Genomic DNA, 26,070 nt, shown 5'->3' on the forward strand with positions numbered 1-26,070 from the left:
CAAATTGTTCTCCAGCGATCCTGAACCCAGGGAAATCCGATGACCGGTGCTGATCAGCCACATGTTCTTGTGGTCGATGATGATAACCGTTTGCGTGACCTTCTTACCCGTTATCTGGGCGAGAACGGTTTTAACGTATCTGCGGCGCGAGATGCTGCAACTGCGCGTGCCAGCCTTGCGGGATTGCAGTTTGATCTGATCGTTCTTGACGTTCTGATGCCCGGCGAAAAGGGCGTTGATCTGGCGCGCAGCCTGCGCGAAGGCGGATCAAAAGTTCCGATCCTTCTGCTTACCGCACTGTCGGAGACAGAAGACCGCATCGCAGGTCTTGAAGCCGGGGTGGATGACTATCTGGCCAAACCGTTTGAGCCGCGCGAGCTGGTTCTTCGCATTGAGGCGATCCTGCGGCGCTATGGCGAGCTGCCCGAACCGGAAATCTCAGGATCGCCAGACCCATCCGACAATACGGCATCCTTTGGCGCGTTCCGGTTTGATATGACACGCATGATCCTGCACCGCGGGGAGGAGCATATCTATCTGACGACGGCGGAGCAGGCCTTGCTGACAGCGCTGGTGAAGCGGCGCGGCCAGACCACATCGCGCGAGCAACTTCAGGGGATGATCAGCGGCAATGCCATTGATCCTAGCGTGTCGCGCAGCATTGATGTGCAGGTCACCCGCCTGCGGCGCAAATTCGAAGAAGACCCCAAGCAACCAAGATACTTGCAGACAGTACGTGGTCAGGGCTATGTCCTGTATACGGACTGACCATCATTGCAAAACGGACCGACCATGAAAACCGACAGGGACAAGCATCGTGGGTAGCGAACAGAACGGACGGATCAAATCACTGATGCCGACGGGGCTTTTGGGCCGGTCGCTTCTGATCCTGATGACGCCGATGCTGCTGTTGCAGATCGTCACCGTGCTGATCTTCTTTGAACGGCACTGGGACACGGTTGCCCGCCAACTCAGCCGCGGTCTTGCCGGGGATGTTGTTTTCGTGATCGACTATCTGGGCCAATATCCTGATCCGGACCATTACGAGTGGATTCAGAACACGGCACGCGCACGCATGGAGCTCGACCTGTTTTTCGAGCGTGACGCGATCCTTGAGCGCCAGATAACCGAGCCTCCACTGGGCCTTGTGTCCGAGGAATTGTATATCGCCCTGGATGAACGCCTGCAGCGGCCGTTCTTCTTTGACCTTGATCTTGATGATCGCAGACTTGAAATCCGCGTCCAGTTGAAAGATGGCGTGATGTCGATCATCGCCCCGCGCAAGCGCCTGTATAACTCGACCACCTACATCTTCTTTATGTGGATCGCAGGATCGGCATTGATCCTGTATGGGGTGGCGGTGATCTTCATGCGCAATCAGGTGCGCCCGATCCGACGTCTGGCCAAGGCCGCCGATCAATTCGGGCGCGGGGTTGATGTTGATAACTTCAAGCCCGAAGGAGCGGCCGAGGTGCGTATGGCGGCGACGTCGTTTATGTCGATGCGTGATCGTATTGGACGTCATCTGTCGCAACGAACAGCCCTGCTTGCCGGGGTGTCGCATGATTTGCGCACGCCCTTAACCCGCATGAAGCTTGAACTGGCCATGCAGCAAAGCTCGCCCGGTGTTGATGCGCTGAAACAGGATGTCATAGATATGGAGCGTATGGTCGATGCCTATCTGGCCTTTGCGCGCGGGGAAGAGGGCGAAAAGGCGGTTCTGACCGATATTGGCAAGCTTCTGACCGATCAGGTTGGCGAAGCACTACGCGATGGGCAGCAGATTGATCTTCATATCGAGGACAGCCTTGAGATGGAGCTGCGTCCGCAATCGATGAAGCGTTGTATTGCAAACATCATGTCCAATGCCGGGCGGTATGCGACAAACCTGTCGGTGCGTGCAGGGCGTCGGGGGCAGGATTACGAGATTGTCTTTGACGATGACGGTCCGGGTATCCCGGCAGATAAACGCGAAGAGGTGTTCAAGCCGTTTTACCGTCTTGAAGAGTCGCGCAATCAGGCGACGGGCGGGGTTGGCCTTGGTATGACGATTGCGCGGGATTCAGCGCGCGGCCACGGCGGTGAGGTTCTGCTTGAAGATGCGCCGGGCGGTGGGCTTCGTGTGCGTCTGGTGTTGCCGATTGGGCACTAATGGCTCGGACATCAAATTGAAAAAGCCCCGCGATATGCGGGGCTTTTTGTTTGCGCATATTTGGCGCGATTAGAAGAACGTTGCGATTTCCGAGAGGTCTTTCTTCTCGGTCGCGTGGGCCGGGATGGTGGCATCGGCCGCCGGATAGCCGGTGACCAGTAGGATGTAGGGCTTGTTGTGATCCGGACGGCCACAGATATCGGTCAGGAAGCTCATCGGGTTTGGCGTGTGGGTGAGGGTGGCAAGGCCAGCGCGGTGCAGGGCGGCAATCAGGAAGCCTGTGGCGATCGAGACTGATTCCGGTACGTAATAGTTTTTGCGCAGTTTGCCGTCGGCAGATGTGCTTTTGCGTTCGCCAAAAATGCAGATCAGCCAGGGGGCAGTTTCCAGAAACGGTTTGGCGTCATCTGTGCCCAGTGGTTTGAGGGCATCGAGCCATTCTTCGCCAGCACGGCCTTCGTAGAACGCGCGTTCTTCTTCCTCTGCCGCCTGACGGATTTTGCGTTTCATCGCCGGATCGCCAATCACCGAGAAATGCCACGGTTGATGGTTCGCCCCGTTTGGTGCGGTGCCGGCGGCACGGATGCAGGTTTCAATAATGTCGCGCGGCACGGGGCGGTCAGAGAAATCGCGGACGGTATGGCGGGTTTTGATGTCGTCATAGAAGCCCTTGGCGCGTGCGCGCATTTCTTCCACGTCATATTCGCGATAGTCGGGCAGTGGAATGGGAATGAAGTCTGTGGTCAGAGGCTTGTTCGACGACATGGCGCTTCCTGATTGTTTTTGTTTATGGGTAAGCCCGATCTTATGAAGCGTTGATCTGCGCGACAAGGCCAAACGCCGTCACGCACACAGACGTGAAAGACAAACGATTACCAACCAACATCGCCCGCATTCATTGCGATGTGTCATTGCATGAAGTGGCAGGCGGGCTTATCAAATCGCACAGAGATCAATTGGCGTAAAACCAATTCGTTCCAGCGGCGGGGGGGGGGCGCAAAAGGGTATTTCACACTAAATATACATAAAATTATGTAATTCACACAAAATGACAATAAATTTTGATTGTTTGCTTGCGATATACGCTTGATTGATGTTAAATCGCGGCAACTTGGCATGGAATGCGTGCCGGGATATATACTCCGTGTTTCCCGCCACGGTTCCACACTCAGACAGACGAAACGGATTGATGTAGCGTTATGGCCAGCAATTTAAACGAAGAAACCGTCACCTATGTCCACCACTGGACTGACACCCTCTTCACGTTCAAGACCACCCGTGATCCGGGCTTCCGATTCATCAATGGTCAGTTCGCCATGATCGGCCTCGAAGTTGAAGGCAAGCCGCTTTTGCGCGCCTATTCGATGGTCAGTGCGAATTATGATGAAGAGCTTGAATTCTTCTCGATCAAGGTGCCGAACGGTCCGTTGACTTCGCGTTTGCAGCACATCAAGGTTGGCGACAAAATCCTGGTCGGGCGCAAACCGACCGGAACCCTGATCCACGACAACCTTTTGCCGGGCAAGAACCTGTGGCTGCTGTCGACTGGTACGGGCCTTGCGCCGTTCATGAGTGTGATCCGCGATTACGAGACCTATGAGCGCTATGACAAGGTGATCCTTGTGCATGGGTGCCGCGAAGTGCGCGAACTGGCCTATCAGGAATTCATTCACAGCGAACTGCCGAACAACGAATTCTTTGGTGAAGATGTTCAGAACAAGCTTCTGTATTATCCGACCGTGACCCGTGAAGAGTTCAAGCATCAGGGCCGTATCACCGAACTGATGGCATCAGGCAAGCTTTATGAAGACCTTGGTCTGGAAAAGCCGACCCTTGAAAACGATCGCTTCATGCTGTGTGGTAACCCCGAGATGATTGCCGATACCCGCAAGATGCTTCTTGAGTGGGGAGGCAAGGAAGGCAACATGAACGAGCCGGGCCACTTCGTGATCGAAAAGGCGTTTGTCGAGAAATAAACATCCAGCCACATTTTGGCCGAAAGATCAGAAGGCAGCATCCGTCGGGTGCTGCCTTTTTGCTTGGGCGAAATCCGGGATTTATACTGGGTTGTATACGTAGGTATATATGCCTCCCCAAATGGGGATGTTTGCTTGGTCGGGAGTTGGATAGTTTGGGGTCATGAAGCGTCAGGTTTGGAAACTTGTTAAATGTCCTGATGCAGTGTGAAAGGAAACGAAGATGGGCTTTTTCAACTTTTTCAAACAATCCGGTTCCCAGACTGCAGCCATGACTCTGGATGCGCTGGGTAAATCGCTTGCGGTTATCGAATTTGATCTGCAGGGCAATGTTTTGCGCGCCAACAAGAACTTTCTGGATGTCCTGGGATATGAACTTTCCGAGATTGTCGGAAAGCATCACGCAATGTTTGTGCCCGAAGAAATTCGTCGCAGTGCAGATTATGAGGTCTTTTGGTCCGATTTACGCAAGGGCGTATTTAAAAGTGCTGCGTTCCCGCGCATTACCAAGACCGGTCAGCGGATCTGGATTGAGGCCACCTATAACCCGGTGTTCGATAGCAAAGGCAACATAATCAAGATCGTAAAATTTGCCTCGGACATTACCAAGCGTCAGGAAGCCATGGCCGACTTCGAAGGCAAGGTGAATGCGATTAGCCGCAGCCAGGCCGTGATCGAATTTGACCTGAATGGCAAAATCCTTGATGCGAATGACAATTTCCTCAATGCGATGGGATATGAGCTCTCCGAGATTGTTGGCAAGCATCACCGCATGTTTGCTGATCCGGCCTATGCGAAGAGTGAGGAATATGCTGAATTTTGGCGCGATCTGGGACGGGGGAATTTCAATTCTGGTCAGTTCAAGCGCTTTGCCAAGGGTGGAAAGGAAGTCTGGATCGAAGCATCTTATAACCCGATCTTTGATGCCAACGGCGTGCCCTACAAGGTTGTGAAATATGCGAGCGACATCACCGATCAAATCAAGCTTCTGACGGATCTCAAACTGATGATCGACACCAACTTTGGTGAAATTGACCAGAGCTTGAGCGAGCTTGATCAGCGTTCCACGGTTGCCTATTCGAGCTGTGAGGAAACGTCGTCCAATGTGCAGGCTGTTGCGGCCGGTGCCGAACAGCTTGCCGCCTCGATTTCCGAGATTTCGCGCAGCATGGCCGAAGCACGGTCGTCGACCGATCAGGTGTTTGAAAAATCCATCGCCGCTGGCGCATCGACCGAGAAAATGAATGAGGTGGTTTCTGCAATGAGCAGCATCATTGATGTCATTCAGGGAATTGCAGGGCAGATCAACCTTCTGGCGCTTAATGCTACGATTGAATCGGCCCGTGCTGGTGAGGCCGGCAAGGGGTTCGCGGTTGTTGCGACCGAGGTCAAAAACCTGGCCAATCAGGTCGCCAAGGCAACTGAGCAGATTACCTCGGAAATCGAAGGCGTTCAGGACATTGCTGGCGAAGTTTCCGACGTGCTGGGATCAATCCGTAGTGAAGTCGAAGGTGTTCTTAACAATGTGACGACGATTTCGTCTGCGGTTGAAGAGCAGAGTGCGGTGACCCAAGAGGTATCAAGTAACATGCAAAGCATGGCAAACTCTGTCGAACAGTTCGCAAGCAGCGTAAACTTTATCCGTGATGCATCGTCGATGGTTCTGGGTAATGTTGGTCGGACCCGAGAAGCTGCATTGGTTCTGGCGCGCTAAGGTCGTCGAGACCAGAACTCAGACCAATTTGAACTGAAGAGGCAGGATGCTTTTGCATTCTGCCTTTTTTCATACGTTAGTGCCTTGCCATGAAAATTATACCAATATATATACCGATGTATATTAACCCTCCCCAAATGGGGATATCGTATCAGGCATGGTCAGGCGATAGTCGGTACATCAAATGAACCCGTATTGCGTAGTTGTGATATGCCGGAGTTGTCCATGAATTCACTGACATCCATAACTGTTGAAGCCGCTGATGAGTTCGATGACGTTTTCGGCATGATTGACGCGTCGTTTTCTGTTGCGGAACTGGACCTGACGGGCAATGTCATCCGTGTAAATGACAATTTCCTTGTCTTGACCGGATATGACGAAGAAGAGGTTCTGGGCCGTCACCATTCGATGTTTTTGTCGGACGATGTGGTCGAGGCGGCCGAGTACGGTCTGTGCTGGGTTGATTTGCGGGCCGGTAAATCCAAAAGTGTCATCTTGCCGTGGATCACAAAGACCGGGGAGCGCAAGTGGGTTGAAGAAACTGTCGGTCCGGTGAAAGATCGCAATGGCAAGGTGATTCGCATTGTCCGGCTTGGCGTTGAGGTTACCGAGCGTCATGAAAGTTTGGCCGACCTGCAGGGTAAAGTGGACGCGATTGAACATAGCCAGGCGGTCATTGAGTTTGATGTCGCGGGCAACATCCTGACAGCGAATTACAACTTCCTCGTCGCCATAGGGTACAGCCTGTCGGATGTGGCAGGCAAGCATCACAGCATGTTTGTTGATCCCGATTATGCCGCGAGCGCCGAGTACCGTGCGTTCTGGCGATCGCTGGCAAAGGGAAAGAACCGCGCCTGCCAGTTCAAGCGTTTTGGCAAGGACGGTCGCGAGGTGTGGTTTGAAGCAAGCTATAGCCCGGTTTACGGGGCCGACGGAAAAGTGTGCAAGATCGTCAAACTTGCCAGCGATATTACCGAACAGGTTACGTCACTGGCTAATTTGAAATCGACACTTGAAACCGGTTTCGACGAAATTGACCAGACCGTCGGCAAGATTGATCAGCGTTACGAGGATATTGCGGCGTCTTGGCGTCAGGCGCATGCACATCTGGAAGTCAGTGCGATGGTCGCCGGACGTCTTGTCAGCAGTGTGGATGAAACAGCCCAACGTATGACCGAGCTGCGATCGGTTGCCGATCACGCATTCGATCATGCAATCGAAAGTGACGGGGCGATTGCAGCGATTGAAAAGGCACTTGATGTATTGCGCGACTGCGCACGCGATGATCCCGCCATTATTGAGCAGATCGAAGTTTTGGAAGAATGCGTCGGTGAAACGGCACGTGTTTCAACAGCTGTCCGGGGGGATCTAAAAGCGATGCTCAGTCGGGTGGCGGTGGTGTCGCTGGCTGTTTCACAGCAAGCTGAAATCACCCATCAGGTCAGCAGCGAGATGTGCGGCGTACAGAGTGCCCTCGAGACATCCCAGCTTTCGTTCAATGACATGATCAAGGCGTCGGAAGACATTTCCCTGATTGTTGGCAGAACGCGCGAAGCATCGGGGATTTTGGCACGCTAACCCTGCCGGGAGCGTGACACGAGCGGGAAAAGGGCGGGTATCGCAATAAGATACCTGCCCTTTTCTTTTGTAGTTGGCGCTTTTGGGGTGGGGCTGCCGGGTTAGAACAGGCGCGACCCGTTTGGCACATCCTGATCCGGACGGATCAGGACAATACCCTTGTCGTCATCCCCGTCGGGAAAACCAAGACAGAGGAATTCCGACATGAAGGGGCCGACCTGCTTTTTGGGGAAATTGACCACACCCGCGACCTGACGGCCGATCAGTTTTTCGGGCGTGTAATGTTTGGTGATCTGGGCGGATGTTTTCTTGGTCCCGATCTCGGGCCCGAAATCGACCCAGAGTTTCAGGGCAGGGCGGCGGGCCTCGGGAAATTCCTGGGCGTCGAGCACGGTGCCAACCCGGATATCGATTTTGAGAAAATCATCAAAACTGATTTCGTCACTCATGGCTGTCTCCTTGTTATGAAGGCAGCTTAGTCAGATCATCTGGTCGTGATAAGCCCAATCCGTAAGCGAGGTATCAATTCCGGAGTTTGAGCAAAAACAAGCAGGCAAAACAGAGCAGGGCATAAGAAAAATGGCAGGACCACAAAGTCCTGCCATCAAGTAGATTACGGGAATTTAACAGCCAAAGCTGTTACTTCGCGGCTGCGGACTTTTCGATCGCAGCTTTGAATTCGTCAAGGGATTCGGTAAAGCGAGTCTGCAGAAGAGCAAGCGCTTCTTCCTGGGACTTGGTTACCAGACCTGACAGTTCCTTGGCATTTGCAAGGGCTTCTTCGTAAGCCGTTTTTGCAGCTTCGGTCTGTTTTGCAGCCGAAGCCATCGGGTCGTCAGCAGAAGTAGCAGCGAAATCTTTGCCCTGGGTCTGAACTTTATCCAGCAGCGTTTTGAAGATCTCACTCTGGCGCTGAGCGACAGCCTGGAAACCGTCGAAGGCCACCTTGTTGGCTTTGGTGAGGGCTTCCACGTTTTTACGCTGGAAAGCCATCATTTCGTTCACGTCAACACCCGGAACTTTGAAGTCCGCAGTGTATTTGGTGAAGTCGAGATCAAAGAACGGGTTGGTTGCCTTTTTTGCGGCGGTCATGGTTTGCACTCCACTAGTTTGCAACAGATATGGAATGAGGCGCTATTGTGCGCCGCACAAATTCAACTGCAATATGCCGGAATGATCGCCTGCCGTCAAGAATTATTTTGCACTGCACAAAAACTTATAGGTTATTGTTTTGTGTCGAAAATATAACCTTGGGTGTTCATGTGAATTTCGCGTTTCAGATCAGGATATTAGCTGTTGGTCGTCGATGAGGTCGCCTGATCGGACGGGGTTTCGGCCGGTGTGGCGTCCCCGTCGCGCGACGGTTTTTTGAACGAAAAATTCCGGCAGCGTTTGCCAATTTTACCACAAATTGATGATGCCCTGCCAAAACCCTTTTCAACCTGGCGGTCCCAATTGGCGGCCTTTGACAGTTCGCGATCAAGATATGCCATGGTCGGACCGAAATCGGTACTGTCGTCATCAAGCCAGTGTTTGAAGGTTTTGGCGTAAACTGCTGTCAGGCCAGCAACCCGCATGCTGCCATGCAGCCCGGCTGTTTGAAAACCGGCGGCCTCCAGCATCCAGCGCATGGCGCCAAAATGGGTCTTGATTGCCCGCAGCCCGTCGGCCGGGCCAAGGTCACCCCCGGCATTGATGATCGATCGCAGGGCCGGGCGGTAGTCAGAGAGAATATCAAACCGCGCCATGATCACCGCGATCAGGCGGTCATGACCGGGCTCGTTGAAATCCTCAGAGTCGATATCGGCCAAAACTTCGCGGTCAACGCGTTTGACAAAGCGACGCAGAAGGTCGCCCTTGCTGCTGCAATGGTCGTAACAGTCGGCAACCGACACGCCGGCTTCGGTGGCGATATCAATCAGGGTGACGTCATGCCAGTTCCGCTCCGCGGCCAGTTTCAGGGCCGCATCGATCAGCAGATTGGCGATATCCTTTTTGGGTGGCATGACGTCCTCCTTGGGTTGGGTGTAACGGGTGTCGGTTTGGCGTTAGCCTGCCAGTTCCTTGGACCGGTCACGGGCGGCGGCAACCGCGCGCGTCATCAAATCGGGCAGGCCGGTTTTCGGATCCATCAGAACATTGAGTGCGGCCGCCGTCGTGCCGCCGGGGCTTGTGACATTTTCACGAAGCGTTGCAGCAGTTTCTTCGCTGGCATCAAGCAGGAAGCCCGCACCTACCACGGTCTGGCGGGCAAGTGTCATCGCCTGATCGGCCGGAAGGCCAGCTGCAACGCCGGCCTGCGCCATGGCCTCAACCAGATGGAAGATATAGGCAGGGCCACTGCCCGACAGGCCGGTAACCGCATCCATCAGGCTTTCATCCTCGATCCAGGACACCATGCCGACGGCTTCAAGCAGGGTCTGACACATGTCGCGCTGGGCGATGCTGACATTTTCGGTCGGGCACATCACCGTCATGCCGCGCGAGACGGCGGCGGGTGTGTTGGGCATGGCGCGCACGATGCGGGCATGTTCGCCAAGGTGGCTTGTGAAGAAGTCGATGGTTTTGCCTGCGGCGACCGACAAAAAGACCGTTTCGGCGCGCACCAGCGGTTTATAGGCGTCAATCAGATCGGGCAGGACCTGTGGCTTGACGGCAAACAGCACAACCTGCGGAATGAAGTCTTCGCGGATGTGATCAATATCGGGAACGCCATTGATGCCGTATTGCGCTTCAAGCTTTTCAGCCGTTTCGCTCTGTTCAACGATAAAGACGTTCGATGCCTGAAGCCCGCGGGCCAGCCAGCCTTCGAGCATGGCACTGCCCATCTTGCCACAGCCAACCAGCAAAAGACGCGTATTCATAAATTCTGCTCCGCTTTAACCATCGGGTTTGGTTGATCATGCGTTGATCAACACACTTGATGCAATGCCGTAGCGATCTTCTCAAGGTGGGTCAAGTCAGTGCAGAGGGCAAGTGGGGCATTATTGGCGTGTGGTCGGGATCATAGCGAGACAGGCGCAAAAAGCAGTCCTGAAACGACAAAGGACGGCGATGAGGCCGTCCTTGGTAGGTTGGATGGGCTTCGTATGATCAGGCCTGACCGGCAGGTTCGAGCATCGCATGCATCAGGGCCTCGTCCGGTGTTTTGCCCTGACCCAGCACAAAGTTAAACGCCGGGAAGAAACGTTCGCATTCCGAAAGGGCGATATCGATCAGTTCTTCGAACTGTTCGACCATTGGCGGAACATCGCCGCCAAACAGCAGGGTATGGCGGAACAGCGGCATGTTTTCTTCAAGCCACAGACCGAAATGCCCGATCCAGAGTTGCTCGTTACATTTGGCAACCAGTTCGTAGATGCGTGGGCGCAGCGGTTCGGGCACGAACAGATCAAAGCAGCAGGCGATATGAAGCGCCTCGGCATCTTCACGCCAGGTGAAATAGACCAGATAGGTGCACCAGTGGGCCGGAATTTCGACCACAATCTCGTCCGAGCTGCGGCGTTCCAGATGCCACTGGTTGGTGCGGGCGATATCCTCGACCAGGATCAGCGGGTTTTCATCGCCGATGTCGCCGATATCTTCCATTTGGTCGTTCATTAATACCCAGCCTGTTCAAGCATGTGCGAAAGGGCGCGCACTATATGCCGGTGAACGCTTTGTTTCAACCGCTGCTGCGCGCAGGACAGCAATGAATATTCGGATCATTGTCACCCGGCCTGTTTGCCCGGTCTGTCTGATCGACCGTCAAGCGGCCCTGCTTGTGACAGCAAATGTTGGCGCAGGCGCGTAAAACGCCCGCGTCATTTCGCATATATGGGAATTTATGTGGGGATGGTCGCCCCGATCAGGCGTCTTTTTTTGCCGCCGTTTTGGGTGCGGCCTTCGGGGCAGCCTTGGCGGTGCTGCGTTTTGCAGCCGGTTTCTTGGCCGGCTCCGTGGCATCAAGACGCTTTTCAAGATCGGCAATCTTGGCTTCGAGCGCATCAATGCGTTCGGCGGCACGGACAGCAACATCGTGCACGACGTCATATTCCTCGCGGGTGACCAGATCCATATTGAGCAGGATCTTTTCAAACTGCTGGCGGATCATGGCATCTACCTCGCCTTTGACACCGGTCATGGTGCCCAATGCGGAATTGGTAACCCGGGTCAGGTCATCGAGAATGCGGTTGTTGATCTGCATGGTGGTCTCCGGCTTTTTGAATCTGTTGTTGGGCATAATATGGCGCATCATCGGCTCAGGGCAAGCCGCACGTCATGAAGCGGACATGACGATAGCGTTATTTTGCATGGCTTTTCTTGCTCCAGATCAGGGGCGGTCTTATAAAGTGTCGACATATGTGATCAGTGGTCGCCACCTTTCGCGGAAGGAAGACCCCGTCAGGAGAATGCAATGCTTATCGTCACTGGTGGTGCCGGGTTTATCGGTTCCAATATTGTTGCCGCCCTTGAAGAGCGTGGCGAAACCGACATCGTTGTCGTTGATCGCCTGCGTGATGGCATCAAATGGAAAAACATCGCCAAGCGGAACCTGCGTGACATTGTTCATCCCGATGAACTGCCGCATTTCCTTGAAGAGCATGCCGGCAATGTCGAGGCGATTTTCCATATGGGCGCGATTTCCGCGACCACGGAAACCGATGCCGACAAGATCGTCGTCAACAACCTGAAACTGACCGCATGGCTGTGGGAATGGTGTTCGCGCCATTCATCGCGCCTGATCTATGCATCGTCGGCGGCGACGTATGGCGATGGCAAGCAGGGCTTTGATGACAGCTTTGATGACGCTGATCTGGCAAAGCTGGCACCGCTCAATGCCTATGGCTGGTCCAAGCATGCCACCGATCGCCGGTTCCGTCGCATTCTCGATCAAAACGGTTTCCGGCCCAAACAGTGGGCAGGGCTTAAGTTCTTTAACGTCTATGGGCCGAACGAGTACCATAAGGGCGGCATGCGGTCGGTGGTGTCGCAACTGTTTGACAAGCTGTCGGCGGGCGAAACCGCAACCCTGTTCAAATCCCATCATCCCGATTACGAAGATGGCGGCCAGTTGCGTGATTTCGTCTGGGTTGGCGATGTGGTCGACATCATCATGTGGCTGTATGACAACCCGCAGGTCAGCGATCTGTTCAATATTGGCACCGGCAAGGCACGCAGTTTCAAGGATCTGGCACTGGCAGTGTTTAGCGCCATGGGTAAGGAGCCCGATATCAAGTTCGTGCCGACCCCGGAATCCATCCGCGACAAGTACCAGTATTTCACCGAAGCCAATATGACCAAGCTGCGCAAGTCTGGCTATGGCAAGGAAATGACATCGCTTGAGGAAGGGGTGCGGTCCTATGTGCAGGATTATCTTGCGACCGAGGATCCATTCCGCTGATAAGCGGCGGGCAGGGATCAGGCGGTTTGCCATGATGCTGCCCAACTCGTTTGCGAGTTCAAACCGACCTTGCTGCTATCACCCATTTGCTGATCCGGAGTTTTCCAGATGCTGAGCCTTGCCTTCCCGGCGATAGACCCGATTGCGATTTCCATCGGCCCGATTGCCATTCGCTGGTATGCGCTGGCTTATATTGCCGGTCTGCTGCTGGGCTGGAAATATGTGGTTTATTACTGCACCAAAACGCCCAACATCATGAGCAAGCGCGATGTTGATGACTTGCTGTTCTGGGCAACACTTGGTGTGATCCTTGGCGGGCGGTTGGGCTATATCCTGTTTTACAATCTGGATTATTATCTGGATAACCCGGCCAATATTCTGAAGGTCTGGCAGGGCGGTATGGCGTTCCATGGCGGGTTCATGGGTGTGATTGTTGCCATCATTCTGTTTGCCAGAAAGCGCAATATTTCCATTCTTGCTGTGCTGGATGCCGCCGCGGTTGCGACCCCGATTGGGTTGTTCTTTGGCCGGATTGCCAATTTCATCAATGGCGAATTGTATGGCCGCACCACCGATGTGGCATGGGGCATGGTATTTCCCAATGGTGGGCCGGAGCCGCGCCATCCAAGCCAGCTTTATGAAGCAGCCCTTGAAGGTCTGATCCTGTTTGTTGTCCTGTTTATTCTGTCGCGCAATGCATTTGTGCGTCATCGCCCGGGGATCCTTGGTGGCACGTTTGTCGCCGGTTATGGCATTTCGCGGATCATTGTCGAATTCTTCCGCCAGCCTGATGCACAGCTTGGTTACCTTGCCGGGGGCATTACCATGGGACAGGTTCTGTCGATTCCGATGGTGCTGGTCGGGGTTGGCTGCATTGTCTATGCGCTGAAATCCAAACCGATTGAAACCCGCGTCCATCCCAAAGAAGCCGAAGCCGCGTAAACATGACGTCAGAGACCGACAGCCCGCTTTTGGCCCATATCAAACGCCGGATCAATGTATCGGGCCCGATCACCATTGCCGATTTCATGACCGAGGCACTGGCCCATCCCGAGCACGGCTATTACCGCAAGCAGGACCCGTTCGGGCGTGCCGGTGATTTCATCACCGCACCGGAAGTCAGTCAGATGTTTGGCGAACTGATCGGGCTTTGGGCGGCTGTCACCTGGCAACAGATGGGTAGCCCGCCAAAAATCGATCTGATCGAATTGGGGCCGGGGCGCGGGACATTGATGTCAGACGCGCTACGGGCTGTGCGCAATGTGCCGGGCATTGGCGATGCATTGACTGTGCGGTTTGTTGAAACCAGCCCGGTTTTGCGCACCCATCAACAAACATCGATCATGGCCTATGGCATTCCGGCCACCTGGCATGAAACGTTTGACGATATCCCAACCCGCGCCAACGTTCCGGCGATTGTGATCGGCAACGAGTTCTTTGACGCGCTGCCAATCCGGCAGTTTGAGCGCGGCGAGAAAGGCTGGGCCGAACGTTTGGTGGGGCTTGATGCCAAAACCGGCGAACTTGGTTTTGTCCGAGGTGCTGAAACGCCAATCACGGATGCGCTGATACCGGCAACCATGCGCGGGGCTGCGAAAAAAGGTGATATCTTTGAAAGCTGTGCGCCGGCGATTGCCATTGCCGATCAAATCGCCCGGCGTCTGAACGAGACGGGCGGCGGGGCACTGTTTATTGATTATGGCCATCCCGGCAGTGCATTTGGCGATACGTTCCAGGCGTTGAAGGGCCATGAATATCACCCGGTTCTGAGCGATCCGGGCGATGCCGATCTGACCGCGCATGTTGATTTTGCCGCCATCGGGCGGGCGATGAACGAGGCGGGGGCACGTACTGGTGCGGTTCTGACCCAAGGGACGTTTTTACGGATGCTTGGCATCGAACAGCGGGCCGAGCATTTGAAAACCAGTGCCGATGACGCCCAGAAAACCGCGATTGATCAGGCGTTGTCGCGGTTGATCGATGCCGATCAGATGGGAACGCTTTTTAAAGTTCTGATCGCGTATGGTCGCGATACCACCCCGCCGCCTTGCGTCAGTGGCGTGGCGGGCTAAATTGACCGCAAGCGCAACGCCTTTGGGAACGGAGAAGGCCAGCATGACACATCCGATTACCGACGGGATTGAACGCAGCGCCAACGGGCTTACCTGGTTTGAAGCCGCAAACCTGTCGGACAAGGATGGATTGCGCCACGGGTTCCTCAGCCGCAAGGGCGGGGTTAGTGATGGTATCCATGGCGGGCTTAATGTTGGTTTCGGGTCCGATGATGACAAAGACCGCGTGGCTGAAAACCGGGCCCGTGCGGCATCCGCGTTTAACACCAGCCCTGATCGTCTGACCACGGTGTATCAGGTGCATGGTATTGATGTAGCCGTTCTGGAAAAGCCACTTTCGCGTGATGAAGCTCCCAAGGCCGACGCGATGGTCACAGACCGCCCGAACATCATGCTGGGTATTCTGACCGCTGATTGCACGCCGGTTCTGTTTCATGATCCGGTTGCCGGTGTGATCGGGGCCTGTCATTCGGGTTGGCGCGGATCGCATGGCGGGGTATCGGCCAGCACGGTTGATGCGATGGAACGTCTTGGTGCCAAGCGTGAAAACATCCATGCCGCTGTTGGTCCGTGCATTGCGCGCAAGTCCTATGAAGTTGATGGCACGTTCCGCGATACCATCCTTGCCGGACCGGAAGGCCAGGAAGACCTGTTTGATCCGTCGTCGCGCGACGGGCATTTCATGTTTGATCTGCCGGAATATGTCCGGCGCAGGACGATTGTCACCGGGGTTGCCTCGGTCGAGTTGGTGGCGCGCGATACGTTGACCGAGGAAGATCTTTTTTACAGTTATCGCCGCACGACGCTTCGCAAGGAGCCCGATTACGGTCGGCAGCTTTCGGCGATCATGTTGACAAAGGCGTAGCGGACCCCGGGGGATATGCCATGCCACATCTGATAATGCTTTTTTTCTTTATGATCATCGCGACCATGGTTGGTTGCGTCATCATGTGATGGCGTAGATCCCGTTTTAGAAGTGCCCCTATGAAGTCTTTCCTGCGTTCTGTTGTTTTGGTTTTTGCGCTCGGCGGTTTGCTTGCAGCCTGTGGCGATTTGCCGCGCCCGTTTGAAGGTGCCGGACGTGCCGGGGATCCGGCATTGCTTGAATTGCGCGATACCGGGACCGTTCGGGTGGAAAACACCGAAGATCTGCCCGAAGGGGCATCGGCCCATCTGGCGCGTGCGATGGCACGTGCCCTTCGGCTGCGCGATATTCCGGCCTATAGCGAATCTGATACCGGCGGTGATTACATCCTGCGCCCCAATGTTCAGGCCAGCCTGAGCGACAATGGTGCCGACCTTGATATCACCTGGGTTTTGATGCGCCCGGACGGGCTTGCGATTGATACCACCCGATCCACCGGCGAACTGGCCGCCGATCAATGGTTTGCCGATCAACCCACCGGGCCAGAGGAAAGCAACCTCGCCATCCCGAAAGAGCTGGTTGATAAAGTCCGCGAACTTGAAGGCAAGGCAGATGACCCGGTGGCAAAAACCTATGAAGGGCTTGTCGCGGAACCAGCCGATCAGATTGCCTTCATGATTACCGGCGACCGGACGTCCTTGCGGGCAGCCCCGCTTATGAAAGTCGCGCTGATTGATTTTGCCGGTGCGCCGGGCGACGGTAATACCGCGCTGGCACGGTCAGCCGGGGCGTTGTTGAAGGCGCGCGGGATCACGGTTGATAACCGCGAGATGGATGAAAACAGTGTGATCCTTTCCGCCACGATTGATGTCAGTCCGGTCGAGGAAGAAACCACCACACCGCTTGACCGTGTATCTATTGAATGGATCATCATGGAAGTTGACGGCACGGAACTGGGCCAGATGAACCAGAACAATGTCGTGCCGCGCGGACAGCTTGATGAAAGATGGGGTTCGGTGGCGTCCCTTGCTGCCCAAGCAGCGGTGGAGACCCTTGAAGGTGTTCTGGGACAGATCGCAACCAGCAAGAAGCTTCAACTGCGTCCCGATAACAGGACAGCTTTGGCGCGTTGATTGCCGTTGTGATCGGTGATGCCAGAGGCCGATGGGCAGGACCTGCATGACTGCCTTGTCGTTATTCGGCATTGGGCCCATTTACAGACTGTTAACGGCTGGTTATAAAGCCGCCGCGATCTGCCGATAAGCAGAATCGCCGGGATTTGGTCTTTGAGTGTCGTGAACGTGTCGTTGAACCAGCAGGAAATTCCCAGTTTTCGGGCTGTTTGACGGCAAGGGCAAGAAGGACTGATGACGGCTATCTGTTATGAGTGGAGTCGCACAGGATTTAGTTTTTCGCTTTCCCGGCACCCATTAACCGAGGCCCCGATATGAAGATCCTCGCTGGTAACAGTAACCGCCCGTTGGCTGAGGCAATTGCTGACCATCTTAATCTGCCGCTTACCCGTGCAGATGTTAAGCGTTTCTCTGATGAGGAAATCTGGTGCGAAATACAGGAAAACGTCCGCGGTGAGGACGTTTTTGTCATTCAGAGCACCTCTTATCCCGCAAACGACAACCTGATGGAACTGCTGGTGATGCTTGATGCGCTGCGCCGCGGTTCGGCCCGTCGTATCACGGCTGTGATGCCGTATTTCGGCTATGCCCGTCAGGACCGTAAATCGGGCCCCCGTACCCCGATTTCGGCGAAACTGGTTGCCAACCTGATCACGGTTGCCGGTGCAGACCGCGTTCTGACCATGGATCTCCATGCCGGTCAGATTCAGGGCTTCTTTGATATTCCGCTTGATAACCTGTTTGCATCGCCGGTTCTGACCAGCGACATCCGCAACAAGTTTGACGGCAAGAAGCTTGTGATCGTCAGCCCGGATGTTGGCGGTGTTGCCCGTGCGCGTTCGGTGGCAAAACGCCTGGATGCGGAACTGGCGATTATCGACAAACGTCGCCCGCAGGCCGGTGTTTCCGAAGTCATGAACGTCATTGGTGACGTCAAGGATGCGGCTTGCATCCTGGTTGATGACATCGTTGATTCCGCCGGTACGCTTTGCAATGCGGCCGGTGCGTTGAAAGAACGTGGTGCGGCGTCGGTTGCCGCCTATGTTTCGCACGGTGTTCTGTCGGGTCCGGCGGTTGAGCGTATTGCCAACTCCCCGATGACCGAGGTTGTTACCACTGACTCGATCAAGGCATCTGATGCCGTACGTGATTGCGGAAAAATCAGACAGCTTCCGATTGCACCGCTGATGGCCGAAGCCATCCGCCGCATTTCGGAAGAAAAATCTGTTTCCGTTCTTTTCGATTGAGGGTATAAGGCCCTCGCTGCGGTGGCACCCCTGGAGGCCACCGCACTTGTTTTCGCAGGCTTTCAGCGGTGATTCTCACCAACCTGCGGGGCAAACTACTTTTAGTTCAAGGAGATTTTCCGATGGCAAATTCTGTTATCAATGCGGAAATCCGTGAACGGGCCGGAAAGGGGGCCGCCCGTGCCGTGCGTCGTGCCGGTATGGTCCCTGGTGTTATCTATGGTGCAAAACAGGAAGCTGTTCTGTTCCAGGTTGACCCGCGTCCGCTTTGGAAACTTCTGCATCAGCCGGGCTTCTATTCCCACGTTCTGACCGTTCAGGTTGGCAAAGAGAAATACGAAGTTCTGCCGCGCGACGTTCAGTTCGACAAAGTATCTGACGAAATTCTGCACGTTGACTTCCTGCGCTTTGCAAAAGGCCAGACGATCAACGTTGAAGTTCCGGTTCGCTTCGTAAACGAAGAGAAATCCCCGGGCCTCAAAAAAGGCGGTGTTCTGAACATCGTTCGTCACGACGTCGAAGTTCTTTGCGCACCGTCTGCAATTCCGGAAGAGCTGGTCTTTGACCTGACCGGTGTTGAAGTTGGTGATTCGATCCACATTTCGGCGATCAAACTGCCGAAAGGTGTCGAGCTTACGATTACCGATCGTGACTTCACGGTCGCAACCGTTGCTGCGCCATCTGCTCTGCGTTCGGAAGAGAACGAATCTTCTGACGAAGAAGGCGAAGAAGAAGCAGCGACCGAAGAATAAGATCGAGGTCTTACGATGTTTCTGGTGGTTGGATTGGGAAACCCGGGATCGGGATATGCCGCCAATCGTCACAACATTGGCTTCATGGCGGCGGACGAACTCGTCCGCCGCTATTCTTTTGGTCCCTGGCGCAAAAAGTTCCAGGGCCAGATTTCCGAAGGTGAATTGAACGGCCAAAAGGTTCTGGTTCTGAAACCGGAAACCTTCATGAACCTTTCGGGGCAAAGCGTTGGCGAAGTCCTGCGCTTTTACAAGATTCCGGTCGAAGACGTTATTGTCCTGCATGATGAGCTGGACCTGCCGCCGGGCAAGCTGCGCGTTAAACGCGGCGGCGGCCATGGTGGCCATAACGGTTTGCGATCGATTGATGCCCATTGTGGTAAGGAATATCGCCGCGTTCGTTTGGGGATAGGCCATCCGGGGGATAAGTCCCGCGTGCATGGTCATGTGCTTGGGGATTTCTCCAAGGCCGAGCAGGATGGCTGGCTGATGACCTTGCTTGATGCGGTGGCGGCCGAATTCGGGCGTCTGACCAAGGGCGATGATGGCGGCTTTATGAGCAAGGTTTCCGCCATCGTTTCACCGCCCAAGCCAAAGGCGCCGAAAAAGGACAAACCGGCCGCCGAGAAGGGTGAGAAAAACAAAGATGCATCAACCGAGCCGCAGGCCGGTGATGGCATCGATGATCTTTCAGGGGCGGCAAAGGTGCGGCTTGAGCGCGCCGATACCCCGGTAAGTAATGCAGCCTCGGCCATGGCCGAAGCGCTTGCCAAGGCATTTGGCAAAAAGAAATAGTCTGGTTTGCACATTTGCAAACCGATCCTGATAAACAGAAATTCAAGTGACGGAGCCCGGAAAGATGGGATTCAAATGCGGTATCGTCGGTATGCCCAATGTTGGTAAATCGACCCTTTTTAACGCCCTGACCCAGACGGCGGCTGCCGAGGCAGCGAACTTCCCGTTCTGTACGATTGAACCCAATACCGGCCGTGTTGGTGTGCCTGACAATCGTCTCGACAAGATTGCGGAAATCGGCAAATCGGCAACCATCATTCCGACCCAGCTTGAGTTTGTTGATATTGCCGGTCTGGTCCGTGGCGCGTCAAAGGGCGAGGGGCTGGGCAACCAGTTTTTGGCCAACATTCGCGAAACCGACGCCATCGTCCATGTTCTGCGCTGTTTCGAAGATGACGACATTACCCATGTTGACGGCTCTGTCGATCCGGTGCGTGATGCGGAAACCATCGAAACCGAACTGATGCTGGCCGATATGGAAAGCCTGGAGAAACGTATTCCTGGCCTGCAGAAAAAGGCGCGTCAGAACGACAAGGATGCGGTCCTGACAATGGCGCTGATCGAACGGTCATTGGAAGCCCTTCGCGAAGGAAAGCCGGCGCGGACCGTTAAAATTGACGGTGAAGACGAAGAAAAAGCATTCCGTATGCTACAGCTTCTGACCAGCAAGCCGATCCTGTATGTTTGCAATGTTGATGAAGACAACGCAGCCGACGGCAATGAACTTTCGGCCAAGGTTGCCGCTATGGCCGAAGCACAGGGTGCACGTTCGGTTGTAATTTCAGCCGCGATCGAGGCCGAAGTTGCCCTGCTTGACAGTGCAGAAGACAAGAAAGAATTCCTTGAAGGTCTTGGTCTTTCGGAAACCGGCCTGGCGCGTATTATCCGCGAAGGCTACAAGCTGCTGAACCTTCTGACCTTCTTTACGGTTGGCCCGAAAGAGGCGCGCGCATGGACGGTGTTCAAAGGTGCGACCGCCCCGAATGCAGCCGGTGTCATTCACACCGATTTCGAGCGCGGCTTTATTAAGGCCGAAACCATCGCCTATGACGATTTCATCGAATTTAACGGTGAATCGGGTGCGCGCGATGCCGGTAAGCTGCGTCAGGAAGGCAAGACCTACGTCGTTAAGGACGGCGATATCTTCCACTTTAAATTCAACGTCTAAGCACCCGCTTTTCCGGAATTACTCCAAAGGCCACCGTAAGTTATGCGGTGGCCTTTTGCTTTTGGTCCGGGCGATATGGCCTGGGGGCTTGTCAAAACAGGCCAGCGCAGTCTACCTTCGCTGTTGCAACAACGAGGATGGCATGAACGATCTGAGCCCGAAAAACCGCATTTTGCTTGTTTTCAATTCCGCCACCGGACAGCCGGGACGGTTGGGAACTGTAATGCGTAAATACGGGTTCGAGTTCGATATTCGCCGCCCCGGTGAAGGTGATCAGCTTCCGACCGATCTTGGCAAATATCATCTGGTTGTCGTGTTTGGTGGCCCGATGAGTGCCAATGACGATCATCTGGATAATGTGCGTGCGATCATGAACTGGCTACCGCATGTGGTGGCCAGTGATGCGATGTATCTGGGCATTTGCCTGGGCGCGCAGATGATGGCGCGCCATCTTGGTGAGGATGTTGTGCCCCATCCCGAAGGCATGACCGAAATCGGCTATTACCCGGTGCAGGCGACAGAAGCGGGCGAGCACCTGTTTCCCGAAGAACTGATGGTTTATCACTGGCACAGTGAAGGGTTTGGCATTCCCGACGGGGCAGAATTGGTCGCGACCGGCCCGACATTCCCCCATCAGGCCTATCACATTGACGAGCGCATCTGGGGCATTCAGTTCCACCCGGAAGTCGATGACGAAGCCCATGAACGCTGGCTTTCGAATGCGGCCGACAAGACCGATCGCCCGAACGCACAATGCCCCGATACCCAGCGGGCCGGGCGGGCGAAATATGATGCGGCGTTCGGGGCGTGGTTTGAACGCTTTGCCGAGAAGGTGCTGGTCAAGAACCGCATGGCATGCGATGTCGGGCAGAGCAGTTAACGGCTATCCTCAGACTGCCACCGTATCTGCGCGTGCTTCCGACAGCCAGTTTTCGATGGCTTGTGCGCTAAGGGCGAGTGCGTCGGCATAGCCGCCATGGAAGGCATCCCACGCATCGCGATACTCATCGCGCACCCCGACCAGAACCGGTATTTCCAGATCCAGCGCGCGTGAAATCACATCACGAAGTCCACGCCCGTCGGCTTCGCTCCGGCCAAAGCGGGCGATGATCAGAATGTCCGATCCTGCCTCAACATCGCGCGCGAGCTGTTCGGCCAAGGTCGACAGCGCGTCGCCATCAAGCTTGCAACCCTTGGCCATTTTGCCGCGATTTTTCGTGATTGGCATTTCATCGCCGCTGCGCAGATTGCGGACATGCACCAGGGTGCCACAATCGGCATCCTTGCGGCGTTTTTGCACATACCCCGCAACCGACTTGCCGTTTGCCAACATGGTGTCGGCAATCCCGGCAAGCAGATCATCAATCGGGTCTTTGGGCTGAAAGGCGATACCGGCCAGCATGGATCAGAACCGGTCAATCACGGTAACACCGGTCGAGGCGAAGCTATCCATATTCATCAGCGCAGTCGCCCCTTCGGCCAGGGTGACGTGATCAGCGATCAGCTTTTGCGGGGCGAGTTTGCCTGACAGGATCATGTCGAGCATCGCGTCATAGCGAAAGGCCTGCATGCCGTGGCTGCCGAGTATTTCAAGTTCATGGGCGACGACGCGATCCATCGGTACCTTGGCATGGGCGTGGTCGCCGGTCATCAGCCCGATCTGAATATGTTTGCCGCGTTTGCGCAAGCACGCGACCGAGTTAAAGCAGGTCACAGCACTTCCAAGTGCATCGACCGATACATGTGCGCCACCCCGGGTGATGTCCTTGATCGCGGTCGGGATATCATCGACTTCCTGCGCATTCAGGACTGCGTTGGCACCAAGTTCCCTGGCGAAGTCGAGTTTGGCGTTATCAATATCGACAGCCACCACATAGGCGCCGGCGGCCGCGGCAATCATGATCGCCGACAGGCCAACACCGCCGGCACCATGGACGGCGACGATTTGACCGGCAGAAACCTTGCCCTGATCAATCACGCCGCGGAAGCTGGTGGCAAAGCGACAGCCGAGGCTTGCGGCGGTTGCGAAATCCATTTCATCGGGCAGGCGGACAAGGTTGGTGTCGGCATAATCAATCGCGACATATTCGGCAAAGCTGCCCCAGCCGGTAAAGCCCGGCTGGAATTGATGATCGCAGACCTGATGATTGCCACTATGGCATTCCGGGCAATGACCGCAGCCAGATACGAAGGGCACGGTGACGCGATCACCGTCTTTCCAGCGTTTGATATCCTTGCCGATTGCAACCACGGTGCCGGCAAATTCGTGGCCCGGTACATGGGGCAGTTGCACATCGGAATCATGGCCCATCCAGCCGTGCCAGTCGCTGCGGCAAAGGCCGGTGGCCTCGACCTTGATGACCACACCGCCATTTTGCGGGGTCGGGTCGGGGAGTTTCTGGACCTCGATCGGGCCTTGATATTCGGTGAAGTAGGCTGCGCGCATAACGAATTCCTCCGGGGACGACTTTTTTTTTTACTTTGGCCTAAGTATCATCCTTGTTGCGGTCCGGATGCAAGCGGACAACTTTCGGGACGCCGACCGATGGTTTGGATTTTGGTTTTGGTGCCGATTTCGGCTGATAGCGGCCCCAAGGGGATGAATCGCGCTCCTCGCCCTCTTTGCGCTCTTTTCCCCAGGGCCCGCGCTGATCGCGGCGCATATTGGCACGTTTGGCTGCGCGCTCTGCCTCATAGGCAGCCGCCCAGGGCGGGATGTTCGATGTGGCTCCGCGCGTTTTGCGACCAGGGCGATAAATGCCAAAGGCTGGTGCGGGCGAGCCATCATGCCACAGCGGCACATTGCGATGCTTGAATAGCGGGATCAGGGCGACACCGGCAAGGAAACCCGCGATATGGGCAACCCATGCGATGCCACCCCCGGCACCACTGCCAAAATTGATCACCTGAGTGATAAACCAGAAGCCCAGTACGACCACGGCCGGAACATAGAAGACAAACACCCAGAAGAACCAGACCAGCACGCGGGCCTTGGGATAGAGCAGGAAATACGCCCCCAAGACGCCTGCCAGCGCACCGGATGCGCCGATCATGGGGATTTCCGACTGGGTATCAAGCAACCCGTGCCCAAGCGCTGCAGCAACGCCACAGGCAAGATAAAAGATCAGAAAGCGGAAATGGCCCATCGAATCTTCGACATTATTCCCGAAGATCCAGAGATACAGCATATTACCGCCCAGATGCATCCAGCCGCCATGCATGAACATGGCCGAAAAGATCGACAGGAACCCGAAACCGGCCGGGAAGGGTGAAAAGCCCGGTGGCAGTTCGGCGTGACCAAACAGGACGGCCGGGATGGCACCGTATTGCAGGTTCACAAGCGTGGCTGCGCGCGGATCAAGGGTGACGGTGCCCAGAAACACCACGACATTGATCGCAATGATCGCGTAGGTGACCCATGGCGTGATGGTGGTCGGGTTGTTGTCCTTGATCGGCAGCATTGGCTATGTCTGTTGTCTGTGTCCTAAGTGGTACGGTGGGCAACGGGCTGCCGATCAGGCAACGACGGCCTGATCGCGCGGGGCAAGGCGATCGCGCAGGTAGGCTGCCAGCTGACGATATTCCAGCTTGCGGGCCGAACTGCGCCGCCAGACCATGCCAATCCGCCGGATCGGCACCGGATTTTCAAACGGAACGATTTTAAGCAAATCGGGCCGACGCGCTTCGACTTCAAGCGACATTTCCGGCAACAGTGTGGCACCGATGCCGGCCCCGACCATCTGAACCAGGGTCGACAGGCTGTTGGCCTGGAAATCAGCCGATTTGTTCCAGCCCGCCTTCTGACAGACTTCAAGCGCCTGATCGCGCAAGCAGTGCCCGTCTTCCAGCAGGAGGAGTTTTTCATCCTTGATGTCGCTGATTTCGAGATGCTTTTTATGGGTCAGCGGATTGTTTGGCGAACAGGCAAAGACAAAGCGATCCTCGAACAGTTCGAACTCTTCAAGCCAGTTTTCATCAATCGGAAGCGCAATCAGGGCAAGATCGAGTTTGCCGGCCATCAGAAGTTCCACCAGCTTGGCGGTTTGGTCTTCGCGCAGAAGCGGCTGCAATTTCGGGAAGCCCGCCTTGAGTGCGGCCATCACATCGGGCAACAGATAGGGGCCGATGGTCGGGATCACACCGATATGGATCGGGCCCGAAAGCGGGTCGGAGGCGGCCTGCGCCATGGTGGTTAATTCATCAACTTCCTGAAGGATATTTCGCGCCCGCGAAACGACCTCTTCACCGAGTGGCGTCATCAGGACCTGACGCTTGTTGCGTTCGACCAGTTGGGCGCCCAGAAGGTTCTCAAGCTCGCTTATCGCAGCTGACAAACTTGGCTGCGTAATGAAGCAAGTCTCTGCAGCGCGGCCAAAATGTCCGGTTTCGGACAGCGCAACAAGGTATTTGAGCTGCTTGATGCTTGGTTGGGCAGCCATAAATTTTTCCTATCAAGAATCCAAGTTTTATCTATTTGTCTTAGGTAATGCATTTCTCTACAAATCGCTAGCAAGCAGTGCATTTTTTGCAACTGCACACAAAAGTTTTTGCGGCCTGTCGGGGGCCGCTCATTGTTTTTACAAACTGGGTTAGGAGTAACCATAATGCTTACCGTTGGTGATACGCTTCCAGAATTCAATCTTACCGGCGTTTCGGGCAAAACCCCGGACAGCTTCGCACCGGTTACCGACAAGTCCTATGAAGGCAAATGGAAGATCCTGTTCTTCTGGCCGAAAGACTTCACCTTTGTTTGCCCGACCGAGATCGTTGGTTACGGCGAACTGAATGGTGATTTCGAAGACCGTGATGCGGTTCTTCTGGGTTGCTCGACCGACACCGACTTCGTGCACGCTGCATGGCGTACCCACCACGAAGACCTGGGCGACAGCCCGTTCGTATGGCTGGCTGACGAGAAAAAAGAACTCTCGACCGCCCTTGGTGTTCTGGCCAAAGACGCCGGTGTTGCCCTGCGTGCGACCTTCATCATCGACCCGGACAACATCATCCGTCACGTACAGGTCAACGACCTGAACGTTGGTCGTAACCCGCAGGAAGCCCTTCGTATTCTTGACGCTCTGCAGACCGACGAACTTTGCCCGTGCAACTGGAACCAGGGCGACGAAACCCTGTAAGTCCAGTCCGGACCTATTTGTGGGATCGGGCCTTGGCCCGGTCCCGCCTTTCAGCCTGTGACTTTTGCCGACTTGCGCATTGTGCGCCCGACCAAGTGCGGCA

At 55.2% G+C, this 26,070-nt stretch carries 28 protein-coding genes; 17 read left to right on the top strand and 11 right to left on the bottom strand.

Annotation, left to right across the window (positions count from 1 at the left end; genetic code table 11):
• The first annotated feature begins 39 nt into the window (after positions 1-39).
• Genes TH2_RS05725 through TH2_RS05730 form a run of 3 tightly spaced genes read left to right on the top strand, consistent with a single transcriptional unit; the run spans position 40 to position 2,152 of the window.
• Positions 40-768 (top strand): response regulator, encoded by a 729-nt coding sequence (locus TH2_RS05725; RefSeq protein WP_008889457.1) that lies wholly within the window; start codon positions 40-42, stop codon positions 766-768.
• On the top strand, positions 720-854 hold the full coding sequence (locus TH2_RS21985) for a hypothetical protein (RefSeq protein WP_476686621.1): 135 nt from the start codon (positions 720-722) through the stop codon (positions 852-854). The genes TH2_RS05725 and TH2_RS21985 overlap by 49 nt, the downstream gene beginning before the upstream one ends.
• Positions 818-2,152, top strand: coding sequence for an ATP-binding protein (locus TH2_RS05730; protein ID WP_157193864.1), 1,335 nt, complete (start codon positions 818-820; stop codon positions 2,150-2,152). Before TH2_RS21985 ends, TH2_RS05730 begins: the two co-directional genes overlap by 37 nt.
• A gap of 69 nt (positions 2,153-2,221) precedes the next feature.
• Here the strand turns inward: TH2_RS05730 and TH2_RS05735 are convergent, their stop codons facing one another.
• Positions 2,222-2,917, bottom strand: a complete 696-nt coding sequence (locus TH2_RS05735) for a nitroreductase family protein (protein WP_008889459.1) — start codon at positions 2,915-2,917, stop codon at positions 2,222-2,224.
• A 434-nt stretch (positions 2,918-3,351) separates the two neighbouring features.
• On the opposite strand from TH2_RS05735, the gene TH2_RS05740 reads away from it, so the two are divergent.
• The 3 genes from TH2_RS05740 to TH2_RS05750 all read left to right on the top strand — a co-directional run bounded on the left by TH2_RS05740 (position 3,352) and on the right by TH2_RS05750 (position 7,420).
• Positions 3,352-4,128, top strand: a complete 777-nt coding sequence (locus TH2_RS05740; RefSeq protein WP_008889460.1) for a ferredoxin--NADP reductase — start codon at positions 3,352-3,354, stop codon at positions 4,126-4,128.
• A gap of 223 nt (positions 4,129-4,351) precedes the next feature.
• Entirely contained in the window at positions 4,352-5,842 is a 1,491-nt protein-coding gene (locus TH2_RS05745; RefSeq protein ID WP_008889461.1) for a methyl-accepting chemotaxis protein, read from the top strand.
• Between the two features lie 225 nt (positions 5,843-6,067).
• Positions 6,068-7,420: a PAS domain S-box protein gene (locus TH2_RS05750; RefSeq protein WP_008889462.1), complete on the top strand. Its 1,353-nt coding sequence runs from the start codon at positions 6,068-6,070 to the stop codon at positions 7,418-7,420.
• A gap of 101 nt (positions 7,421-7,521) precedes the next feature.
• Here the strand turns inward: TH2_RS05750 and TH2_RS05755 are convergent, their stop codons facing one another.
• The 6 genes from TH2_RS05755 to TH2_RS05780 form a co-directional block, all read right to left on the bottom strand.
• Complete coding sequence (locus tag TH2_RS05755; protein WP_008889463.1) at positions 7,522-7,869, bottom strand: tRNA-binding protein; 348 nt, start codon at positions 7,867-7,869, stop codon at positions 7,522-7,524.
• 190 nt (positions 7,870-8,059) lie between these two features.
• A complete protein-coding gene (locus TH2_RS05760; RefSeq protein ID WP_008889464.1) occupies positions 8,060-8,512 on the bottom strand; it encodes a phasin family protein in 453 nt (150 codons plus the stop codon).
• Between the two features lie 197 nt (positions 8,513-8,709).
• Positions 8,710-9,426: a TetR family transcriptional regulator gene (locus TH2_RS05765; RefSeq protein WP_008889465.1), complete on the bottom strand. Its 717-nt coding sequence runs from the start codon at positions 9,424-9,426 to the stop codon at positions 8,710-8,712.
• Between the two features lie 42 nt (positions 9,427-9,468).
• Positions 9,469-10,284, bottom strand: a complete 816-nt coding sequence (gene proC / locus TH2_RS05770) for a pyrroline-5-carboxylate reductase (protein ID WP_008889466.1) — start codon at positions 10,282-10,284, stop codon at positions 9,469-9,471.
• A gap of 229 nt (positions 10,285-10,513) precedes the next feature.
• Entirely contained in the window at positions 10,514-11,020 is a 507-nt protein-coding gene (locus TH2_RS05775; protein WP_120224348.1) for a type III secretion system chaperone family protein, read from the bottom strand.
• Between the two features lie 247 nt (positions 11,021-11,267).
• On the bottom strand, positions 11,268-11,606 hold the full coding sequence (locus TH2_RS05780) for an accessory factor UbiK family protein (RefSeq protein ID WP_040822936.1): 339 nt from the start codon (positions 11,604-11,606) through the stop codon (positions 11,268-11,270).
• Between the two features lie 210 nt (positions 11,607-11,816).
• Here TH2_RS05780 and rfaD point away from each other — a divergent pair, with 210 nt between their 5' ends.
• The 10 genes from rfaD to TH2_RS05830 all read left to right on the top strand — a co-directional run bounded on the left by rfaD (position 11,817) and on the right by TH2_RS05830 (position 21,715).
• Positions 11,817-12,803 carry an ADP-glyceromanno-heptose 6-epimerase gene (gene rfaD, locus TH2_RS05785; RefSeq protein ID WP_008889469.1) on the top strand — a complete coding sequence of 329 codons (987 nt, stop codon included), beginning with the start codon at positions 11,817-11,819 and terminating at the stop codon, positions 12,801-12,803.
• 108 nt (positions 12,804-12,911) lie between these two features.
• Complete coding sequence (gene lgt / locus TH2_RS05790) at positions 12,912-13,745, top strand: prolipoprotein diacylglyceryl transferase (RefSeq protein WP_008889470.1); 834 nt, start codon at positions 12,912-12,914, stop codon at positions 13,743-13,745.
• A gap of 2 nt (positions 13,746-13,747) precedes the next feature.
• Positions 13,748-14,875, top strand: coding sequence for a class I SAM-dependent methyltransferase (locus TH2_RS05795; protein WP_008889471.1), 1,128 nt, complete (start codon positions 13,748-13,750; stop codon positions 14,873-14,875).
• A 43-nt stretch (positions 14,876-14,918) separates the two neighbouring features.
• Positions 14,919-15,740: a peptidoglycan editing factor PgeF gene (gene pgeF, locus TH2_RS05800; RefSeq protein WP_008889472.1), complete on the top strand. Its 822-nt coding sequence runs from the start codon at positions 14,919-14,921 to the stop codon at positions 15,738-15,740.
• Between the two features lie 119 nt (positions 15,741-15,859).
• Positions 15,860-16,873, top strand: a complete 1,014-nt coding sequence (locus TH2_RS05805; protein WP_008889473.1) for a hypothetical protein — start codon at positions 15,860-15,862, stop codon at positions 16,871-16,873.
• Between the two features lie 314 nt (positions 16,874-17,187).
• Positions 17,188-18,120 (top strand): ribose-phosphate pyrophosphokinase, encoded by a 933-nt coding sequence (locus tag TH2_RS05810; RefSeq protein WP_008889474.1) that lies wholly within the window; start codon positions 17,188-17,190, stop codon positions 18,118-18,120.
• Between the two features lie 122 nt (positions 18,121-18,242).
• Positions 18,243-18,872: a 50S ribosomal protein L25/general stress protein Ctc gene (locus TH2_RS05815; protein ID WP_008889475.1), complete on the top strand. Its 630-nt coding sequence runs from the start codon at positions 18,243-18,245 to the stop codon at positions 18,870-18,872.
• Between the two features lie 15 nt (positions 18,873-18,887).
• Positions 18,888-19,667 carry an aminoacyl-tRNA hydrolase gene (gene pth / locus TH2_RS05820; RefSeq protein ID WP_008889476.1) on the top strand — a complete coding sequence of 260 codons (780 nt, stop codon included), beginning with the start codon at positions 18,888-18,890 and terminating at the stop codon, positions 19,665-19,667.
• 64 nt (positions 19,668-19,731) lie between these two features.
• The gene (gene ychF / locus TH2_RS05825; protein WP_008889477.1) at positions 19,732-20,835 is read left to right on the top strand and encodes a redox-regulated ATPase YchF; all 1,104 of its coding nucleotides are present in this window, start codon (positions 19,732-19,734) and stop codon (positions 20,833-20,835) included.
• 142 nt (positions 20,836-20,977) lie between these two features.
• A complete protein-coding gene (locus TH2_RS05830) occupies positions 20,978-21,715 on the top strand; it encodes a GMP synthase (RefSeq protein WP_008889478.1) in 738 nt (245 codons plus the stop codon).
• Between the two features lie 9 nt (positions 21,716-21,724).
• On the opposite strand, the gene TH2_RS05835 is transcribed toward TH2_RS05830, so the two are convergent.
• Genes TH2_RS05835 through TH2_RS05850 form a run of 4 tightly spaced genes read right to left on the bottom strand, consistent with a single transcriptional unit; the run spans position 21,725 to position 25,274 of the window.
• Positions 21,725-22,237 carry a DUF2478 domain-containing protein gene (locus tag TH2_RS05835; RefSeq protein ID WP_008889479.1) on the bottom strand — a complete coding sequence of 171 codons (513 nt, stop codon included), beginning with the start codon at positions 22,235-22,237 and terminating at the stop codon, positions 21,725-21,727.
• Between the two features lie 3 nt (positions 22,238-22,240).
• Positions 22,241-23,281: a zinc-dependent alcohol dehydrogenase family protein gene (locus TH2_RS05840; RefSeq protein WP_008889480.1), complete on the bottom strand. Its 1,041-nt coding sequence runs from the start codon at positions 23,279-23,281 to the stop codon at positions 22,241-22,243.
• A gap of 40 nt (positions 23,282-23,321) precedes the next feature.
• The gene (locus tag TH2_RS05845) at positions 23,322-24,296 is read right to left on the bottom strand and encodes a rhomboid family intramembrane serine protease (RefSeq protein ID WP_008889481.1); all 975 of its coding nucleotides are present in this window, start codon (positions 24,294-24,296) and stop codon (positions 23,322-23,324) included.
• Between the two features lie 54 nt (positions 24,297-24,350).
• Positions 24,351-25,274: a LysR substrate-binding domain-containing protein gene (locus tag TH2_RS05850; RefSeq protein WP_008889482.1), complete on the bottom strand. Its 924-nt coding sequence runs from the start codon at positions 25,272-25,274 to the stop codon at positions 24,351-24,353.
• A 165-nt stretch (positions 25,275-25,439) separates the two neighbouring features.
• Here TH2_RS05850 and TH2_RS05855 point away from each other — a divergent pair, with 165 nt between their 5' ends.
• A complete protein-coding gene (locus TH2_RS05855) occupies positions 25,440-25,967 on the top strand; it encodes a peroxiredoxin (RefSeq protein WP_008889483.1) in 528 nt (175 codons plus the stop codon).
• The last annotated feature ends 103 nt before the right edge of the window (positions 25,968-26,070 follow it).

Source organism: Thalassospira profundimaris WP0211 (genome assembly GCF_000300275.1).
Lineage (GTDB): Bacteria > Pseudomonadota > Alphaproteobacteria > Rhodospirillales > Thalassospiraceae > Thalassospira > Thalassospira profundimaris.

Coding starts and splice junctions, on each gene's coding strand:
- TH2_RS05725 (WP_008889457.1), top strand. CDS start 40: ATGACCGGTGCTGATCAGCCACATGTTCTTGTGGTCGATGATGATAAC.
- TH2_RS05735 (WP_008889459.1), bottom strand. CDS start 2,917: ATGTCGTCGAACAAGCCTCTGACCACAGACTTCATTCCCATTCCACTG.
- TH2_RS05740 (WP_008889460.1), top strand. CDS start 3,352: ATGGCCAGCAATTTAAACGAAGAAACCGTCACCTATGTCCACCACTGG.
- TH2_RS05745 (WP_008889461.1), top strand. CDS start 4,352: ATGGGCTTTTTCAACTTTTTCAAACAATCCGGTTCCCAGACTGCAGCC.
- TH2_RS05750 (WP_008889462.1), top strand. CDS start 6,068: ATGAATTCACTGACATCCATAACTGTTGAAGCCGCTGATGAGTTCGAT.
- TH2_RS05755 (WP_008889463.1), bottom strand. CDS start 7,869: ATGAGTGACGAAATCAGTTTTGATGATTTTCTCAAAATCGATATCCGG.
- TH2_RS05760 (WP_008889464.1), bottom strand. CDS start 8,512: ATGACCGCCGCAAAAAAGGCAACCAACCCGTTCTTTGATCTCGACTTC.
- TH2_RS05765 (WP_008889465.1), bottom strand. CDS start 9,426: ATGCCACCCAAAAAGGATATCGCCAATCTGCTGATCGATGCGGCCCTG.
- proC (WP_008889466.1), bottom strand. CDS start 10,284: ATGAATACGCGTCTTTTGCTGGTTGGCTGTGGCAAGATGGGCAGTGCC.
- TH2_RS05775 (WP_120224348.1), bottom strand. CDS start 11,020: ATGAACGACCAAATGGAAGATATCGGCGACATCGGCGATGAAAACCCG.
- TH2_RS05780 (WP_040822936.1), bottom strand. CDS start 11,606: ATGCAGATCAACAACCGCATTCTCGATGACCTGACCCGGGTTACCAAT.
- rfaD (WP_008889469.1), top strand. CDS start 11,817: ATGCTTATCGTCACTGGTGGTGCCGGGTTTATCGGTTCCAATATTGTT.
- lgt (WP_008889470.1), top strand. CDS start 12,912: ATGCTGAGCCTTGCCTTCCCGGCGATAGACCCGATTGCGATTTCCATC.
- TH2_RS05795 (WP_008889471.1), top strand. CDS start 13,748: ATGACGTCAGAGACCGACAGCCCGCTTTTGGCCCATATCAAACGCCGG.
- pgeF (WP_008889472.1), top strand. CDS start 14,919: ATGACACATCCGATTACCGACGGGATTGAACGCAGCGCCAACGGGCTT.
- TH2_RS05805 (WP_008889473.1), top strand. CDS start 15,860: ATGAAGTCTTTCCTGCGTTCTGTTGTTTTGGTTTTTGCGCTCGGCGGT.
- TH2_RS05810 (WP_008889474.1), top strand. CDS start 17,188: ATGAAGATCCTCGCTGGTAACAGTAACCGCCCGTTGGCTGAGGCAATT.
- TH2_RS05815 (WP_008889475.1), top strand. CDS start 18,243: ATGGCAAATTCTGTTATCAATGCGGAAATCCGTGAACGGGCCGGAAAG.
- pth (WP_008889476.1), top strand. CDS start 18,888: ATGTTTCTGGTGGTTGGATTGGGAAACCCGGGATCGGGATATGCCGCC.
- ychF (WP_008889477.1), top strand. CDS start 19,732: ATGGGATTCAAATGCGGTATCGTCGGTATGCCCAATGTTGGTAAATCG.
- TH2_RS05830 (WP_008889478.1), top strand. CDS start 20,978: ATGAACGATCTGAGCCCGAAAAACCGCATTTTGCTTGTTTTCAATTCC.
- TH2_RS05835 (WP_008889479.1), bottom strand. CDS start 22,237: ATGCTGGCCGGTATCGCCTTTCAGCCCAAAGACCCGATTGATGATCTG.
- TH2_RS05840 (WP_008889480.1), bottom strand. CDS start 23,281: ATGCGCGCAGCCTACTTCACCGAATATCAAGGCCCGATCGAGGTCCAG.
- TH2_RS05845 (WP_008889481.1), bottom strand. CDS start 24,296: ATGCTGCCGATCAAGGACAACAACCCGACCACCATCACGCCATGGGTC.
- TH2_RS05850 (WP_008889482.1), bottom strand. CDS start 25,274: ATGGCTGCCCAACCAAGCATCAAGCAGCTCAAATACCTTGTTGCGCTG.
- TH2_RS05855 (WP_008889483.1), top strand. CDS start 25,440: ATGCTTACCGTTGGTGATACGCTTCCAGAATTCAATCTTACCGGCGTT.